Genomic DNA, 15724 nt, shown 5'->3' with positions numbered 1-15724 from the left:
GTCCCTTTCGCTTTCGCTCCGGGCCCTTCCGGCGTTTCCGACTCTATCAGATCCTTTCGGCGTCTGATTCCCAGTCAGCGGGGTTTGTCTTCCCGACTGTTGGGCCGTTCCGACGTCTCAAACCTTAGCGGATTCCCTCGGCCGTCTCATAATCGAGTCGTTCGAATTGAATTTCGGCACGCCGAAATTCATCCCGTGAGGGAGATCGTGCTGGGTTGAGTGCCGCTATCGCGGCGGGATGGCTGTCGCAGAACCGTTCCGGCTCCGTGACAACTCGGAGAACACTACGCGTCCCCCAGAGGGGTGTCAACCCCCCTCCGGTGACGTCCGCGGGTGTCCTCAGTCGAGGTCCGTGAGCCTGCCGCCGGCGTCGGGCTGGGTCAGCTCCACGCGGCGCAGGAGGCGGATGAGGGCGTCTCCCAGAGCGGCCCGCTCCTCGGCGCCGAGGTCCTGGAGGAGCTCCTCCTCGAAGTCCGTCGCCATGCGCATCGCCTCCAGCCACTTCGACCTCCCCTCGTCCGTGAGCTCGACGATCACGCGGACGCGGTTGTTCTCGTCGCGGTCGCGGGTGACCAGGCCCTCGCCGGCCATGCGGTCGATGCGGTGGGTCATGGCGGCCGGGGTGAGGCCGAGGCGCTTGGCCAGCTCACCCGGACCCAGGCGGTACGGGGCACCGGAGAGGACGAGGGTCTTGAGGACCTCCCACTCCGCGTTGCTGATGCCGAGGTCGGCGAGCTGGCGACCGTACGCCACGTTCATCCGGCGGTTCAGCCGGCCGAGGGCGGAGACCACCTTCTCCACCTGGGGGTCCAGGTCGCGGTACTCGCGCTGGTAGGCGGCGATCTGCTCGTCGAGCGTCGGCTCCTGCGGCTCCTGCGAGGCGGGGCGCTCGGGGGTGTCGGACATGAGGGCGAGTATCCCACGGACCTCGTTGGCGTTGAAGTCCTTCTATGTGTACTGTTAAGGATCGAACTTTAGTATTGAAGTCTTCAGGGTTCAGGCGTACAAGGCTGAACCCGCGACCGAAGTGGGTGAGTGTGACCAAGGCGAGGGGCGCTGCGATGCGCCGGATTCAGGCAGGCAGCGCGCTGAGCGCGTTCGGACTCGGCTTCACCGTGCCGTACCTCTATGTGTACGTGGCGCAGGTGCGGGATCTGGGCGCGACGACCGCGGGTGTGGTGCTGGCCGTCTTCGCCATGGCCGCACTCGTGGTGCTGCCGTTCAGCGGGCGGGCGATCGACCGGCGCGGGCCCGTGCCGGTGCTGCTCGTCGCCTCCGGGCTGGCCGCCGTCGGTGCCGTCGGGATGGGACTCGCGTCGAGCGTCCCGGCGGCGGTGGGCGCCGCCGCGCTGCTCGGCGCGGGCACCGCGGTGCTCCAGCCGGCGCTCGCCACGATGATCGTGTGGTGCTCCGAGCCGGCCGGCCGGACCCGTGCCTTCGCGCTCCAGTTCTTCCTGCAGAACCTCGGTCTGGGACTCGGTGGTCTGATCGGCGGCCAGCTGGTCGACGTGAGCCGGCCCGACAGCTTCCTGCTGCTGTTCTCGATCGAGGCCGTGATGTTCCTGGTGCTGGCCGCGGTGGTCGGCACCGTGCGGATGGCCGGTTCGCCGGCGCTCCAGGGCGCGCGGCCCGCCGACGGCGCCAAGGGCGGCGGGATCCGGGCGCTGCTCAGCCACAAGGCGATGGTGCAGCTGTGCGTCCTCGGCTTCGTCCTCTTCTTCGCCTGCTACGGACAGTTCGAATCGGGTCTGGCCGCGTACGGCACCGAGGCCGCCGGCATCGCGCCCTCGACGCTGGGGATCGCGCTGGCCGCCAACACGGCGGTGATCGTGCTGGCGCAGTTCCTGGTGCTGAAGTTCGTGGAGCGCCGCAAGCGCACCCGGATGATCGCGGCCGTGGGTCTGATCTGGGCGGTGGCGTGGATCATCGCCGGGTACGCGGGGCTCGGGCACGGCAGCCAGGCGATGGCGACGGCCGCGTTCGTCTCCACGTACGCGCTCTTCGGTCTGGGCGAGGCGATGCTGTCGCCGACCGTGGCGCCGCTGGTGGCCGATCTGGCGCCGGAGTCGATGGTGGGCTCGTACAACTCGGCCTTCGCCCTGGTGAAGCAGCTGGCGCTGGCGGTCGGCCCCGCGGTGGGCGGTCCGATGGGCGCGTCGCTGCACGGGCCGTACATCGTGACCTTCGTGCTGTTCTCGCTCCTGGTCACGGTGCTCGCGGTCCGGCTGGGCAAGCAGCTCACGCCGGTGCAGAACCAGCCGTCGCTCGCCACGAAGCCGTCCCGGATCGTGGCGCAGCACCAGCCGGAGAAGGAGACCGCCGCGGCCTGACCTACTGGTCGGGCAGGGCGAACTCGCACCACACCGCTTTGCCGCCGCCCGGAGTGCGGCGGCTCCCCCAGGACGAGGCGATCGTCGCGATGATGGAGATCCCGCGACCCGCCTCGTCCTCCGTTTCCGCCCTGCGGCGGCGCGGCAGGTGGTCGTCCCCGTCGGTGACCTCGATGATCAGGCGGCGGTCGGTGCGGCGCAGCCGCAGGCGCATGGGCGGGGTTCCGTGCTGGAGGCTGTTGGCGACGAGCTCGCTGGTGGCGAGGACGCCGAGGTCGCGCAGTTCCACGGGGAAGCGCCAGGAGGAAAGGACTCCGGAGGCGAAGGCACGCGCGCGGGGGGCGGCCTCGACGCCGCCGAGGAGTTCGAGGGCGGCGTTGTGGAACAGCTCGGCGTCGGCGCCGTCCCGGGCGGGGTGCTGGACGACGAGGACGGCGACGTCGTCGTCGTGCTCGGCGGTGACGCCGAGGGCGCGGAGCAGCCGGCCGCAGATCACCTGGGGGGTGCCGCTGGCGCCGGAGAGCGCGCGGGCGAGGGCCTCGACGCCCTCGTCGATGTCCTCGCGGCGGCGCTCGACCAGTCCGTCGGTGTAGAGGACGGCGGTGGAGCCGGGGGGCAGGGCGATGGAGCCGGAGGCGTGCAGCCAGCCGCCGGTGCCGAGCGGGGGTCCGGTGGGGTCGCCGGCCGTGCGGACGGTGCCGTCCTCGTCGCGGACGAGGATCGGGAGGTGGCCTGCGGAGGCGTAGACGAGCTTGCCCTCGTTGGGGTCGTGGACGGCGTAGACGCAGGTGGCGATCTGGCTGGCGTCGATCTCGGCGGCGAGGCCGTCGAGGAGCTGGAGGACCTCGTGCGGGGGCAGGTCCAGGCGCGCGTAGGCCCGGACGGCGGTGCGGAGCTGGCCCATGACGGCGGCGGCGCGGACGCCGCGGCCCATGACGTCGCCGATGACGAGAGCGGTGCGGCCGGCGCCGAGGGTGATGACGTCGTACCAGTCGCCGCCGACGGCGGCGTCGGCGACGCCGGGCTGGTAGGTGGCGGCGATCCGCAGGTCGTCCGGCTGCTCCAGCTCCTGCGGGAGGAGGGAGCGCTGGAGGGTGACGGCGGTCTCGCGGTGGCGGCGCTCGCTGGCCCGGAGCCGCTCGGCGGCGACCGCGTGGTCGGTGACGTCGGCCGCGTGGACGAGGACGCCGGCGCCTTCGAGGTGCGGGCTGTCGACGGGCAGGCAGGTGACCGTGTACGAGCCGCCGTCGGCGGTGCGGCGGGACTTCACGGTGCGGGGCTTGCCGCTGCGGAGGACCTGGTCGAGGAGGGGCAGCAGGCCGAGCTCCTCGGCCTCGGGGCACGTCGCGGCGACCGTGGCGCCCGCGGTGCGGGGGCCGAAGGCGGAGGCGTACGCCTCGTTGACGTACGCGATGCGGTGCTCGGGGCCGTACACGAGGGCGACGAGGCCGGGGAGCCGGCCGAGGAGGTCCCGTACGGAGAAGTCCTCCAGGGCGGGGACCTCGGTGTCCACGTCCAGGGGCTTTCCGGCCTGGTCGGGGTCCTGTGCGTCCGCGGTGAGGTGCTCCTGCCGCGGACCGTACTCACCGCGGGCGGCGGGCACGGAGCCTTCGGGCCCCCGCGCCGCGCGGCGCTGCGTGCCGGGGAGCCGGGCGCTCCAACGGGTGAAGTTCACGGATCTGTATGCCTCGTGGTGTCGGTGCCGTGCGGAGTCACGCTGTGCAGGTGTGAGCCCACCTATGGTCACACGTCCAGTGTGGACGAGTGCACTGACAGTGATGTCAGGAGGACGCCTTGTCGTTCCCGTCGTGGCCGGGTCCCGCGGGCGGGGGTGGGGGTGGTGCGGCCGCGAGTTCGAATTCGGCCCGGGGGTGTTCCAGGGAGCCGAGGGAGACGATCTCGCGCTTGAAGAGTCCGGAGAGGGTCCATTCGGCGAGGACCCGGGCCTTGCGGTTGGCGGTGGGCATCCGGCTCAGGTGGTAGGCGCGGTGCATCAGCCAGGCCGGGTAGCCCTTGAGCTTGCGTCCGTACACATGGGCGACGCCCTTGTGGAGGCCGAGCGAGGCGACGGAGCCCGCGTACGCGTGCGCGTACTCCTTGAGCGGCCGGCCGCGGAGGGAGGCGGCGAGGTTCTCGGCGAGGACCTTGGCCTGGCGGACGGCGTGCTGGGCGTTGGGGGCGCAGGGGGTGCCGGATTCCTTCGCGGTGACGTCGGGGACGGCGGCGGCGTCGCCGGCCGCCCACGCGTGGGCGGTGCCGTCGACGGTGAGGCGGGCGGTGCACCGGATCCGGCCGCGCGCGTCGAGGGGCAGGTCGGTGGCGGCGAGAACGGGGGCCGGTCTGACCCCGGCGGTCCAGACGACGGTGCGGGTGGGCAGGCGGGTGCCGTCGCTGAGGACGGCGACCCGGTCCTCGCAGCTGTCGAGACGGGTGTCGAGACGGACGTCGATGTTGCGCCCGCGGAGCTCGCGGATCGCGTACCGGCCCATCTCGTCGCCGACCTCGGGAAGGATCCGGCCGGCGGCCTCGACGAGGACCCACCTCAGGTCCTCGGGTTTCACGTTGTGGTAGTAGCGGGTGGCGTACCGGGCCATGTCCTCCAGCTCGGCGAGCGCCTCCACGCCCGCGTAGCCGCCGCCGACGAAGACGAAGGTGAGGGCGGCGTCGCGGAGGGCGGGGTCACGGGTGGAGGAGGCGATGTCGAGCTGCTCCAGGACGTGGTTGCGCAGGCCGATCGCCTCCTCGACGGTCTTGAAGCCGATGCCGTGCTCGGCGAGGCCGGGGACCGGGAGGGTGCGGGAGACCGAGCCGGGGGCGAGGACCAGTTCGTCGTAGGTGAGGGCGACCGGGCCCGCGCCCTCCTCGTCGGTGGCGAGGGTCGTGAGGATCGCGGTGCGCTTGGCGTGGTCGATGGACTCGACCTCGCCGATGAGGAGGCGGCAGCGGTCCAGGACGCGGCGGAGCGGGACGACGACGTGGCGCGGGGAGAGCGAGCCGGCGGCGGCCTCGGGCAGGAAGGGCTGGTACGTCATGTACGGGTCGGGGGTGACCACCACGATCTCGGCGGCGCCGCTTCCGAGCTCCGTCCTGAGCTGCCGCTGGAGGCGCAGCGCGGTGTACATGCCGACGTATCCGCCGCCGACCACGAGAATGCGCGCAGGTTCGGTCACCGTCCCATGAGGCATCGCCGTCCGGGGTTTGTCCACAGGCCCGGCGAATTGTGTGACCGGAGGGGTGCGGAGGCGCGGGGTGGCGCGTGCGGGGCGCGTGAGTGCAACGGCGCAGGTCACAGCGGGCGTGGGCGGTGGGTCAGGGGGTGGGAAACCGGTGGCTTCGGTGCCTTGCTCCGATCGGGGGGCGCACCGTACGGAACTCCCCCTTCTGAATTGACCCCGACTCAACTATGTTCGTAGTTCGTCGGGGTGTCGGTTCCGGCGTGCGCGTGGACCGATGGCGCACACCGGCCGGGAGCCCCGTATCAGGGCGGGGAGTCTCCGGGGGGAGACATCATGAGCGGGGGAACGCTTATGCAGATTCAGGATTCTCGTTGGCAGACCGTCGTCGGGACGGCGCAGGACGACCGGGGTGCGGCGGCCATGGCCGCGGTGCCGGTGGCCGGGTCCGCGCTGGCCGGCGGCACCGTCGCCGGCACCGGCACCGTCGTGGGCGGTCCGGTGGCGGTCGGACGTTCGGCGCCGCTGCGCGTGGACGCGCAGCGCAATCTGGAGCACGTGCTGCGTGCCGCGCGCGAGGTCTTCGGCGAACTCGGTTACGGGGCGCCGATGGAGGACGTGGCCCGGCGGGCCCGCGTGGGTGTGGGCACGGTGTACCGCCGCTTCCCCAGCAAGGACGTGCTGGTGCGGCGGATAGCCGAGGAGGAGACCGCGCGGCTGACCGAGCAGGCGCGGGCCGCGCTCGGGCAGGAGGACGAGCCGTGGTCGGCGCTCTCCCGGTTCCTGCGCACCTCGGTCGCCTCGGGTGCCGGGCGGCTGCTGCCGCCGCAGGTGCTGCGGGTCGGCGTGGACGAGTCCCCGGTGGACGGGGACGGCGAGGGCACGGTCCGGGTGCCGTACCAGCGGGGTCTCGGCGAGCAGGCCGACGCGCGCGTGGTGACGCCCCGGGCGGTACCGTCGGACGAGCGGGACGACGCCGGGGCCGCGGAGCTGCTCGAGGTCGTCGGCCGGCTGGTCGAGCGGGCCCGGGAGGCGGGTGAGCTGCGGGCGGACGTGACCGTGGCGGACGTCCTGCTGGTCATCGCGACGGCGGCGCCCGCGCTGCCGGACGCGGCGCAGCAGGCGGCGGCCTCGGCCCGGCTGCTCGACATCCTGCTGGAGGGCCTGCGCTCGCGGTAGGCCGTGGCGGCGGGCCGGTGGCCCGCCGGAGTCCTGTCGGTCCGTCCGGCCTCTGGGCCGGACGGCCCCGCACCCATGACACGAACGTGTGAGCGGTTACGCCGGGGTACGGGAAGTCGCCCCGGACGAGTGGTAAGTGGACGCGGCGCTTCGGCATGCCCGCGTCGTGTGGCAGGCTGAGCCGGTGTTCGGGTCTGCGCATGCGTACGGGGGCTTCCGCGATGAGCGGTGACGGTCGGGACGATCCGCTGGGCGGTGGCGGTGCCACGGAGGCCGAGGGCCCGCCCGCCCGGCACGTACCGAGCCAGGGAGGCCCCGCCGGTGCCCCCGGCTCGCCGCAGAACCCGGGCGAACCGAGCGTGCCGCAGCAGCGCGAGGCCCTGTCCGCCGGACCCGCGCGGACACCGGCGGCACCCGGCGGCGAGGACGTACCCGCTCCCGTCACGGACGGCGGGGAGCCGGCCGACGACGGCGGCGAGGGGGTGCTGCCGCCCCCGCGGGACGTGCCGGCCTCCGACGCCGACCTGATCGCCCGCATGCGGGACGGCGACGACTCCGCGTACGAGGAGCTCTTCCGCCGCCACTCCGAGGCCGTCCGCCGCTACGCGCGCACCTGCTGCCGGGACGCGCACACCGCCGACGACCTCACCGCCGAGGTCTTCGCCCGCACCCTCCAGGCCGTCCGCGGCGGCGCCGGGCCCGAACAGGCCGTCCGCGCCTATCTGATGACCACCGTCCGGCGGGTCGGCGCCGGCTGGGCCAGGACCCAGAAGCGCGAGCACCTCGTCGAGGACTTCGCCGTCTTCGCCGCCGACGCCGCCCGCTCCTCCGAGGTCTCCGACCAGGACACCATGGACCTCGGCGCCGAGGTCCGGGCCATGCAGGAGGCCGAACAGTCGCTGGCCATGCAGGCGTTCCGCTCGCTGCCCGAACGCTGGCAGGCCGTCCTGTGGCACACCACCGTCGAGGAGGAGTCGCCCAGCGAGGTCGCCCCCCTCTTCGGCCTGACCGCCAACGCCACGGCCGTCCTCGCCAGCCGCGCCCGCGAGGGCCTCAAGCAGGCATACCTCCAGGCGCACGTCAGCCAGGCCCTCACCGCCGGCGGCGACTGCGCCCGGTACGCCGACCGGCTCGGCGCCTACGCGCGCGGCGGTCTGCGGATGCGGGCCGAACGCGGCCTGCGCAAGCACCTGGACGAGTGCGCCAAGTGCCGGGTCGCCGCCGGCGAACTCGCCCACGTCAACGCCGGGATCCCGGCGCTGCTCCCGATCGCGGTCATCGGCTGGTTCGCCGCCGGGTACTCGCTCAAGGCCGCCGGCATCGTCGCCGGCGGCGCCGTGGGCGCGGCCGGAGCGGGCGCCGCGGCGGCCGCCACCGGCGGTTCGACGTCGGGCGCCGCCACGGGCGGGGCCGCCGCCGAGGGCATCGGCGCCCCCGCCAAGGCCGGACTCGCCGCCGCCGTGGCCGTCGCCGCGGCGGCCGGACTCGTCTGGGCGATGGCCGGGGACCCGCAGCCCGTCGCCGCGCCCCAGCCGACGCCCCCGGCCTCCACCCCCGCCGCACCCGCCGCGCCCCCGCCGCCGGCGAAGCCGTCGCCCCCGCCGAAGCCGACCCCGCCCCCGGCACCCGCGCCGGAGCCCACCACCCCGCCGCCCCCGCCGAAGCCGACCCCGACGCCCACCCCGAAGCCGACGCCAAAGCCGGTGGTGAAGCCCGAGCCGAAGCCGACGCCGAAGCCGACGACCCCGCCGCCGAGCCCCACGCCGACCCCGGAGCCCACCCCGACCACCGCGCCGCCGACGACGCCGCCTCCCCCGCCGCCGCCCGCGCCCGCCGTCTACCCGGTCTCCGAACTGGACTACGCCGCCTTCGGCGACGGCACCGAGCCCGAGGTCGTCCTGGAGGACGGCACGTGGATGTGGCCGCGCCAGGGGATGACGATCAGCGACTCCACGTACGCGTACGGCGTCAGCGTCCACGCCCCGTCCTCGCTGCTCATCCGCCTCAACCGGCAGTGCACCGCCTACGACGCCGTCGTCGGCGTCGACGATCTGAGCGCCCCGCTCGGCCCCGGCGGGGTCCGCTTCTCCGTGTACGGCGACGAGGAGCGGCTGTGGCGCTCGCCCGTGGTCCGGCCCGGCGACCCGGCGATCCCGGTCCACGTGGACATCGCCGGGCGCTCCACGGTGCGGCTCGTGGTGGAGGAGCACACGCCGTTCGGACGGGCCGCCGTCGCCGACTGGGCGGAGTCCCGGATCAGCTGCTCCTGACGGCGTCGTCGGCGCCGGTGGCGTACGGCTCCACCAGGGCCAGCACCTCCTCGGGGCGGAGGGCGGCGCCGGCGGCGCGGGCCTCGGCGAGACCGTCCTCGCCGAGCGCGGCCCGGCAGGCGGCGGCCAGCGTCCCGGCCTCGCGCCGTTCCGGCACGGAGCGCGGGACGTCCTTCCGCCAGGTGTCGACGGCGGCCGCCACGCGCGCGCAGCGGGCGGCGTCGCCGGCCCGGTGCAGGGCGTAGGCGAGTCCTTCGGCGAGGCTGATGACGACGATGTCCGCGTAGTGCCCGCCGAGGGCCGTCCGCAGCACGGCCGCGGCGGAGCCGACGGCCGCCGGGCCCGCCCCCTCGTGGGCCTCGATCCGGGCGACGAACCCTTCCAGGGCGATGGCGAAGTGCGGCGGCGGGACGTCGGCCCGCACATGGGCGCCGGCCGAGGTGATCCAGGCACGCGCGCGTGCGGGGTCGTCCCGGTCGAGGGCGAGCACGGCCCGCATGCAGTCCACGAAGGCGAGGGCATCCCGGATCCGGAGCCGCTCGGACTCCCGCGCGGCCTCGTCGAGACCGCGCTCGGCGCCGTCCGTGTCCCCGTCCCGGTAGGTCAGTTCGGCGAGCCGGGCGAGGAGGAACGGCACCTCGGCGTGGGCGCCGACCTCGCGGGCGAGCCGGAGCGCCTCCTCGTACGCCTCCCTGGCCTCGGCCCTCCTGCCCCGCATCATGTTGGCCTCGGCGGCGGCCGAGGCGACCTGGGCGCCCATCCAGCGGTCCCCGACGCGGCGGGTGAGGACGCGGAGCGCGGCCAGGTCCTCGTCGACCCCGCGCATGCCACCGGGCATGTCCACGATCATGTGGGTCCGGAACATCAGGCTCACGCCGAGCTCCCAGTCGCCGCCGTACCGGCGGCAGGTCTCGACGCCGGCGTCGAGGAGCGCCCGGACCGTGGCCGGTTCCTCGGTCAGGTACGCGGTGAACGGCCACAGCAGGCCGGGGAAGCGGGCGGACTCGGGGCCGGGGTCCTCGCCGAAGGCGTCCCGGACCCTGCGCACCAGCGCGAGCGCCTCCGCGTCCTCGCGGACGTCGCCCGTGTACATGTTCTCGTCCTCCATGGCGAGGAAGAACGAGAGCATCCGCAGGTGCATGCGCGGCCAGTGCCGGGGGTCCGCCGGGTCGTCCGGGTCCTCCCCGAGGGCGAGGGCGCGCCGGGTCCAGGCCAGGCCCTCCGGGCGGTAGTTGCGCAGCCACCAGAACCAGCCCATGGCGAGGACGAGGCGGAGACCGGCGAGCTCGTCGGGGGCCGCGACGAGGGTGCGGTGGAGGACGGCCCGGATGTTGTCGAGGTCCCGTTCGAGGCGGTCGATCCAGGGCAGCTGCTCGCCGGACCGGAGCCTGGGCTCGGCCTCCTCGGCGAGGGCCGTGAAGTGCGCGGTGTGGGCGGCCTCGGCGGCGGCGAGCAGCTCCGGGGTCTCGGCGGCGCGCTCGGCGGCGTACTCGTGGATGGTCTCCAGGAGGCGGTAGCGCATCGTGCCGTCGTCGGTGGGGGCGGCGACGACGAGCGACTTGTCGATGAGGGCGCCGAGGGTGGTGAGCGTGTCGGTGCCGCCCTCCGGGACCGGTGCGTCGACGGCCTCCGCCGCCGGGAGGTCCCAGCCGCCGGTGAAGACGGAGACCCGGCGGAGCAGGGTCCGTTCGGCCGGGTCGAGCAGATCCCAGGACCAGTCGACGACCGCGCGGAGGGTCTGCTGGCGGGGCAGCAGGGTGCGGGCGCCGGAGGTGAGGAGGCGGAAGCGGTCGTCCAGCCGGTCGGCGATCTGGCGGGGGGTGAGCAGGCGCAGGCGGGCGGCGGCCAGTTCGATGGCGAGAGGGAGGCCGTCGAGCCGGCGGCAGATCTCCGCGACGGCGTCGGGATCGGTGGCGGTGGCCTCGGTGGCGGGGGCGGTGGCCTCGGTGGCGGGGGTCACCGTGGCGGGCGCGTGGGCCTGTTCCTCGTCGAAGGAGGGGCGGACGGCCCGGGCCCGCTCGGTGAAGAGGCGGTGCGCGGGGGCGGGCGGCAGCGGCTCGACCGGGCGGACGGTCTCGCCGGGGACGCCGAGGGGCTCCCGGCTGGTGGCGAGGATCCGGAGGCCCGGGCAGTGGGCGAGGAGCGCCTCGGCGAGGGCGGCCGCGGCGTCGATGAGGTGCTCGCAGTTGTCGAGGACGAGGAGCAGGCCGGGGCGGTGGGCGAGGTGCTCGACGAGATGGGCGGTGGGGTCGTCCTGGAGCGCGGTGCCGTCCCGGGTGATCAGGTTGATCTCGCGGAGGCGGAGCGCGGAGAGGACGGCGCCGGGGAGCGCGCCGGGGTCGTCGAGCGGCGCGAGTTCCGCGATCCACGCGTGGGCCCCGGCGACCTGCCGGGCGGTCTCCTCGGCGAGCCGCGTCTTCCCGGAGCCGCCGGGCCCGGTGAGGGTGACGAGCCGGGACCGGCCGAGGTCGTCGCGGAGCGCGGCGAGTTCCGGCTCGCGGCCGACGAAGGAGGTCAGACGGGGGCGGATGTTGCCGGTCTCGGGGGCGGGGGCTGGGGCGGGGGCATGGGCCGGGGCGGGGGCAGGGAGGGGGGTGGGGGCCGGGGGCGCGTCCTGGGCCGGGGGCGCGTCCGGGAGCGGGACCGGGGCCCGGGCCGGGGCCGGGGCCGGGGCCGGCCGGCGTGCGGCGGCCGGTGCCGCGGGGGCGAGGAGTTCCCGGTGGAGGGCGGTCAGTTCGGGGCCCGGGTCGGTGCCGAGCCCGTCCGCGAGGGTGCGGCGGGCCGTCTCGTACGCGGCGAGCGCGTCCGCGTGCCGGCCCTCGGCGCGCAGGGCGCGGACGAGCTGGGCGTGGAAGCCCTCGTCGTACGGGTGCGTGACGGTGAGCTCGGTCAGTTCCGGGACGAGTCCGTCGGCCGCGCCGCGCCGCAGGTCGGCCTCGACGCGCCGGCGCAGGGCGGCCAGGCGCTGCGCCTCGGGGCGGACGCCCGCCGGTCCGGGCAGGTCGGCGAGGGCGGGGCCGCGGAAGAGCCCCAGGGCGTCCCGCAGCAGGGCGGCGGCCGTCCCGGGGTCGCCGGCGTCGAGGAGGGCGCCGGCCTCGGCGGCGCGGCGCTCGAAGACGTACAGGTCGATGTCCTGCGGGCCGGCGACGAGGCGGTAGCCGGGCCCGGGGGTGGCCTCGACCGCCTCCCGGCCGAGGACCCGGCGCAGGCGGGCGACGAGGGCCTGGAGGGCGGCGGGCGCGTCGGCCGGCGGCTCGTCCCCGTACACGTCGTCGACGAGTTCCCGGACCGGGACGGCCCGGCCGCCGCGCAGCGCGAGTGCGGCGAGCAGGGCGCGCAGCCGCGCGCCTCCGAGGGGCAGGGGGGTGCCGTCGGGACCGAGGGCCTCGGTGGTGCCGAGGAGGAGATACCGCACCGACCCATTCTTGCCGCAGCGCCCGAGGGACGCTCCGGGGTTTCCCCGGGCGGGTCCGGGGCGTCCGCCGGTTCAGAAAGCGGCGGTATCCAAAGAGAAGCCCAGCGGGGCGGGGAGCGGAACCTCGGCCCCCAGCTTGTGGAGGGACTTGTGGGTGTAGTCGTCGCCGACGGGCTCGGAGCAGACGACGACCTCGTCGGCCTCGCGGTCGATCAGCAGATAGACAGGAATCCCGGCGCGGGCGTAGGCCCGGATCTTCAGCACACGGTCGCGGCTCGCTGTGGACGGAGAGGCGACCTCGGCCACCAGAAGCACAGGGTCGGGGGCATGCCACTCCCGCGGGGCGTCGAAGGAATCCCGGGGGGCGACCACCAGGTCCGGGATGACACGCAGAGTGCCGTTGCCCCCGGGAAGGTGAAGACCGATGCCCGTGGAGTTCCTCAGTTCCTTGTCCGTCCGACGGGCAATGACCTGCTCGACCAGCTCGGTCACGATCTTCTCGTGCGGGCCCTTCGCCGGAGGCACCACGTAGATCTCCCCGTCGATCAGCTCCACACGCCAGCCCTTGGGGGCCTGCGCACTGAACAGCTCGAAGGTCTCCTCGACAGTCGCGCCTTCGCGGTCGTTCGGGTCCTCGGACGTGCCGTCCTCCAGACCCGGAACCGGCATGGCCATGCTGGACCTCCTTCGCTCGGTGCGACGCTCCCAGCTTAGGACGGACGCCGGGGCCGGGTCAGGAACGCCTTCATTCGAACGAGTGGGCTGTGACGTTTCACCGCGCCAGCGACCGGGACGCCGGGATGAGCGGTCCCTGGACCGCGCGGGGGGCGCGGGGGGTGGCCGTGTCGGTCCAGCAGGAGCCGCGGCGGGCGAGGAGGCGGCGGAGCCACAGCTCGGTGGAGACGAGGTCGGCGAGACCGTCGAGGGGGACGCGGGCGCCGTCCGCCGCCGCGCGCAGGGCCTCGCGGACGGTGCCGGCCTCGACGAGGCCCGCGTCGGCGAGGAGCGGGGCGTCGAAGAGGGCCAGCAGAGCGGGGAGAGCGGCGCGCAGGCCCGCGCGCGCGGTGCCGGCGGGGACCGCCGGACAGGGGGCGCCCCAGCCGGGCGGCAGGTCGCGGATGCCGGTGTCGGCGAGGACGGTGCGCAGGATGCCCGCCCGCGCGTCGGGCTGGACCCGGAGCGCTTCGGGGAGGTCCCGGCAGGCGCGGACGACCTGGTTGTCGAGGAAGGGGGCGTGCAGCCGCTGGCCGCGGATCTCGGCGGCCTGTTCCAGGACCCGGTGGTCGGCGGCCGCGCGGGCGAGGGCCGCACGCGCGCGTGCCTCCCCCGGGCGCTGGACGGACGGCGGCAGGGTGGCCGCGCGGTTCAGCCGGACCGACACCTCGGCCAGCGCCTCCCCCGTCAGCCAGCGGGCCGCCGGGCCGGGCCGGGACCAGGCGAGGGCGGAGAGCGAGGCCGCCAGCGGGCCGTGGGTGTCGGCGGGGGTCCGGTTGGCGTCGAGGACGTGCCGGGCCGCGGTCTCCAGGCCGGTCCGGTACGGGGTACGGGCGAGTCTGCGCGCCGCGCGGTAGACGGTGACGGGCACCAGGAAGGAGCCCGCCGACGGGCCGGTCGCCTTGGCGAGGGCCGTCACCGGGCGGACCAGGGAGCGGCGCCTGCGGTCCATCAGCAGATCGGCGAGGCGCGCCGGATGGGCGTCCAGGACCTGTCGGGCACCCAGTCCGGTGAAGTGGTCGGCGCTGCCTCCCGCGAGCCGCCTGCGGTGCCGTTCGGCGGTGACGAGCGCGGGCCCGGGCTCGTCGGTGAGCGGCCCCTCCAGGGAGGCGTACGGGAGGGCCTCCTCGCCCGCCGTGACGACCACGTGGCGCAGCCGGGGGTCGGCCGCCAGCTCCCGGGCCCGCTCCAGTTCGGCCCGACGGCCGGGACCGGGCTCGGTCGCCAGGTCGTTGAAGGTCACCGCGAGCAGCCGCTCCCCCGCGCCCGCGTGCCCGAGGATCGTGCCGGGCACGCCGGGCAGTCCGGCGGCGAGCAGGGCGAGGGTGGCGGAGGCGCTGCCGCCGGACAGGTCGGCGCCGATGCCGGGCGCGGGGCCCGCGCCGCGGGCCGCCCGCCGGTCCGCGGGCCCCATGCCGGGGACCGGCCCGGGGTCCGGCGGCGGCGCCTCGGGCGCGTGCCGGGGGGCGGTGAGCCGGGCCCGTACGGACTCCACGAGCGCGTCCCGGACCGCCTCGACGGCCTGCCGCGGGTCGGCCTGCGGCGCGGCGACGGCGAGCGAGGCCACCGCCTCGTGACCGGCGATCTCGCGGGAGCCCTCGCGCAGGATCAGCGCGTGGCCGGGCGGGACCCGCCGGACGCCCTCGTACGGGGTGGAGTCGCGCAGCGCCTCCGGGGACTCGGGGCAGGCGAGCAGCGCGGCGAGGTGGCCGATGTCGAGCTGGGCCTCGACGAGGTCGGCGAGCGGGAGGGCGGCCGTGGCGTAGGCGGTGCCGCCCTCCCAGGGGGTGTGGAAGACGGGCCGGGCACCGGCGAGGTCGCCGGTGACGGTGACCCTGCGGCCGGCCTTCACGACGGCGGTGTAGCTGCCGGGCCAGGCGGTGAGGTGGCGCAGCGCGCCACCGCGCGCGGTGACGAGGCCACGGCGGAGCTCGTCGTCGCCGGCGGCGCAGCAGCCGAGGACGGCGAGCCGGGTGCCGTCGTCGAGGCCGACCACCCGCACCTCGTCGGGGCGCCAGTCGCCGACCGCCCACAGGGGGTCGGGATCGCCCCACAGGAGCTGTGCGCCCACCGGCTGCACCGTGCGCCCCCCGACGTGCCCGCCGCTCTCGGCGAACGGCGGCGCCTGGGGCGGGGCCCCGCCGCCGTACCCGCCGTGGGAGCCGGTCGCCGCCCCGGTGCGCGCTCCCGCGGTCGTGGCGTACCCCGCGGCGACACTGCTCCAGCCCACCAGCCATCGCATCGGCGCCTCCACGTCCGTTTCGGTGGAGCCATGCTGCCATGACAACGGCGCACGGGGCGGGGTCCGGGCGCACGGGCGCGAAAGCCGAATGCGCCCCTGGCATGCGCCAGTTGGCCGGACGGGGAGCGGGCGGTGGCGTGGAGGTGACGGGCGGCGGGGGCGGCCGGCGGCGCTTCCGGCGCGGCGCGCACCCGGCCGGCGGCCGGCTCGGGCGCGGCTCGGTGCCGGCCCGGACCTGACTCCGACCAGACTCCGACCTGACTCCGACCCGGCGGGGGGCCTGGTTCCGACCTGGCCGAGGGCCTGGACGGGGGCCTGGCCGAGGGCCTGGCTGAGGGCTGGACGAGGACCTGGACGGGGGCCTGGCTCGGGCCTGGGGGGATTCGGCCGATTCTCGTCCC

At 75.5% G+C, this 15724-nt stretch carries 9 protein-coding genes; 3 read left to right on the top strand and 6 right to left on the bottom strand.

The annotated features are described in order from the left end of the window. Positions 1-339: 339 nt before the first annotated feature. Entirely contained in the window at positions 340-906 is a 567-nt protein-coding gene (locus ACFVU3_RS27910) for a MarR family winged helix-turn-helix transcriptional regulator (RefSeq protein ID WP_390070400.1), read from the bottom strand. Between the two features lie 155 nt (positions 907-1061). On the opposite strand from ACFVU3_RS27910, the gene ACFVU3_RS27905 reads away from it, so the two are divergent. Further along, the gene (locus ACFVU3_RS27905) at positions 1062-2330 is read left to right on the top strand and encodes an MFS transporter (protein WP_390070398.1); all 1269 of its coding nucleotides are present in this window, start codon (positions 1062-1064) and stop codon (positions 2328-2330) included. 1 nt (position 2331) lies between these two features. Here the strand turns inward: ACFVU3_RS27905 and ACFVU3_RS27900 are convergent, their stop codons facing one another. Both ACFVU3_RS27900 and ACFVU3_RS27895 read right to left on the bottom strand, forming a co-directional pair. Continuing rightward, on the bottom strand, positions 2332-4005 hold the full coding sequence (locus ACFVU3_RS27900; RefSeq protein WP_390070396.1) for a SpoIIE family protein phosphatase: 1674 nt from the start codon (positions 4003-4005) through the stop codon (positions 2332-2334). A gap of 106 nt (positions 4006-4111) precedes the next feature. After that, entirely contained in the window at positions 4112-5515 is a 1404-nt protein-coding gene (locus tag ACFVU3_RS27895) for an NAD(P)/FAD-dependent oxidoreductase (protein WP_390070394.1), read from the bottom strand. Positions 5516-5857: 342 nt separating this feature from the next. Between ACFVU3_RS27895 and ACFVU3_RS27890 the strand changes: the two genes are divergently transcribed. Further along, the gene (locus ACFVU3_RS27890) at positions 5858-6682 is read left to right on the top strand and encodes a TetR/AcrR family transcriptional regulator (protein WP_390070392.1); all 825 of its coding nucleotides are present in this window, start codon (positions 5858-5860) and stop codon (positions 6680-6682) included. A gap of 221 nt (positions 6683-6903) precedes the next feature. Continuing rightward, complete coding sequence (locus tag ACFVU3_RS27885; RefSeq protein ID WP_390070390.1) at positions 6904-8952, top strand: sigma-70 family RNA polymerase sigma factor; 2049 nt, start codon at positions 6904-6906, stop codon at positions 8950-8952. On the opposite strand, the gene ACFVU3_RS27880 is transcribed toward ACFVU3_RS27885, so the two are convergent. The 3 genes from ACFVU3_RS27880 to ACFVU3_RS27870 all read right to left on the bottom strand — a co-directional run bounded on the left by ACFVU3_RS27880 (position 8939) and on the right by ACFVU3_RS27870 (position 15323). Further along, positions 8939-12367, bottom strand: a complete 3429-nt coding sequence (locus tag ACFVU3_RS27880) for a BTAD domain-containing putative transcriptional regulator (RefSeq protein ID WP_390070389.1) — start codon at positions 12365-12367, stop codon at positions 8939-8941. The two genes, ACFVU3_RS27885 and ACFVU3_RS27880, sit on opposite strands and share 14 nt — an antisense overlap. Before the next feature lie 72 nt (positions 12368-12439). Continuing rightward, positions 12440-13042, bottom strand: a complete 603-nt coding sequence (locus tag ACFVU3_RS27875; protein ID WP_390070387.1) for a Uma2 family endonuclease — start codon at positions 13040-13042, stop codon at positions 12440-12442. A 97-nt stretch (positions 13043-13139) separates the two neighbouring features. Continuing rightward, the gene (locus ACFVU3_RS27870) at positions 13140-15323 is read right to left on the bottom strand and encodes an asparagine synthase-related protein (RefSeq protein ID WP_390070385.1); all 2184 of its coding nucleotides are present in this window, start codon (positions 15321-15323) and stop codon (positions 13140-13142) included. Positions 15324-15724: the final 401 nt, after the last annotated feature.

It is taken from the genome of Streptomyces sp. NPDC058052, assembly GCF_042885515.1.
In the GTDB taxonomy this organism is placed as follows: domain Bacteria; phylum Actinomycetota; class Actinomycetes; order Streptomycetales; family Streptomycetaceae; genus Streptomyces.
The sequence above is the reverse complement of the archived record's forward strand: the minus strand, read 5'-3'. Positions and strand labels throughout refer to the sequence as shown.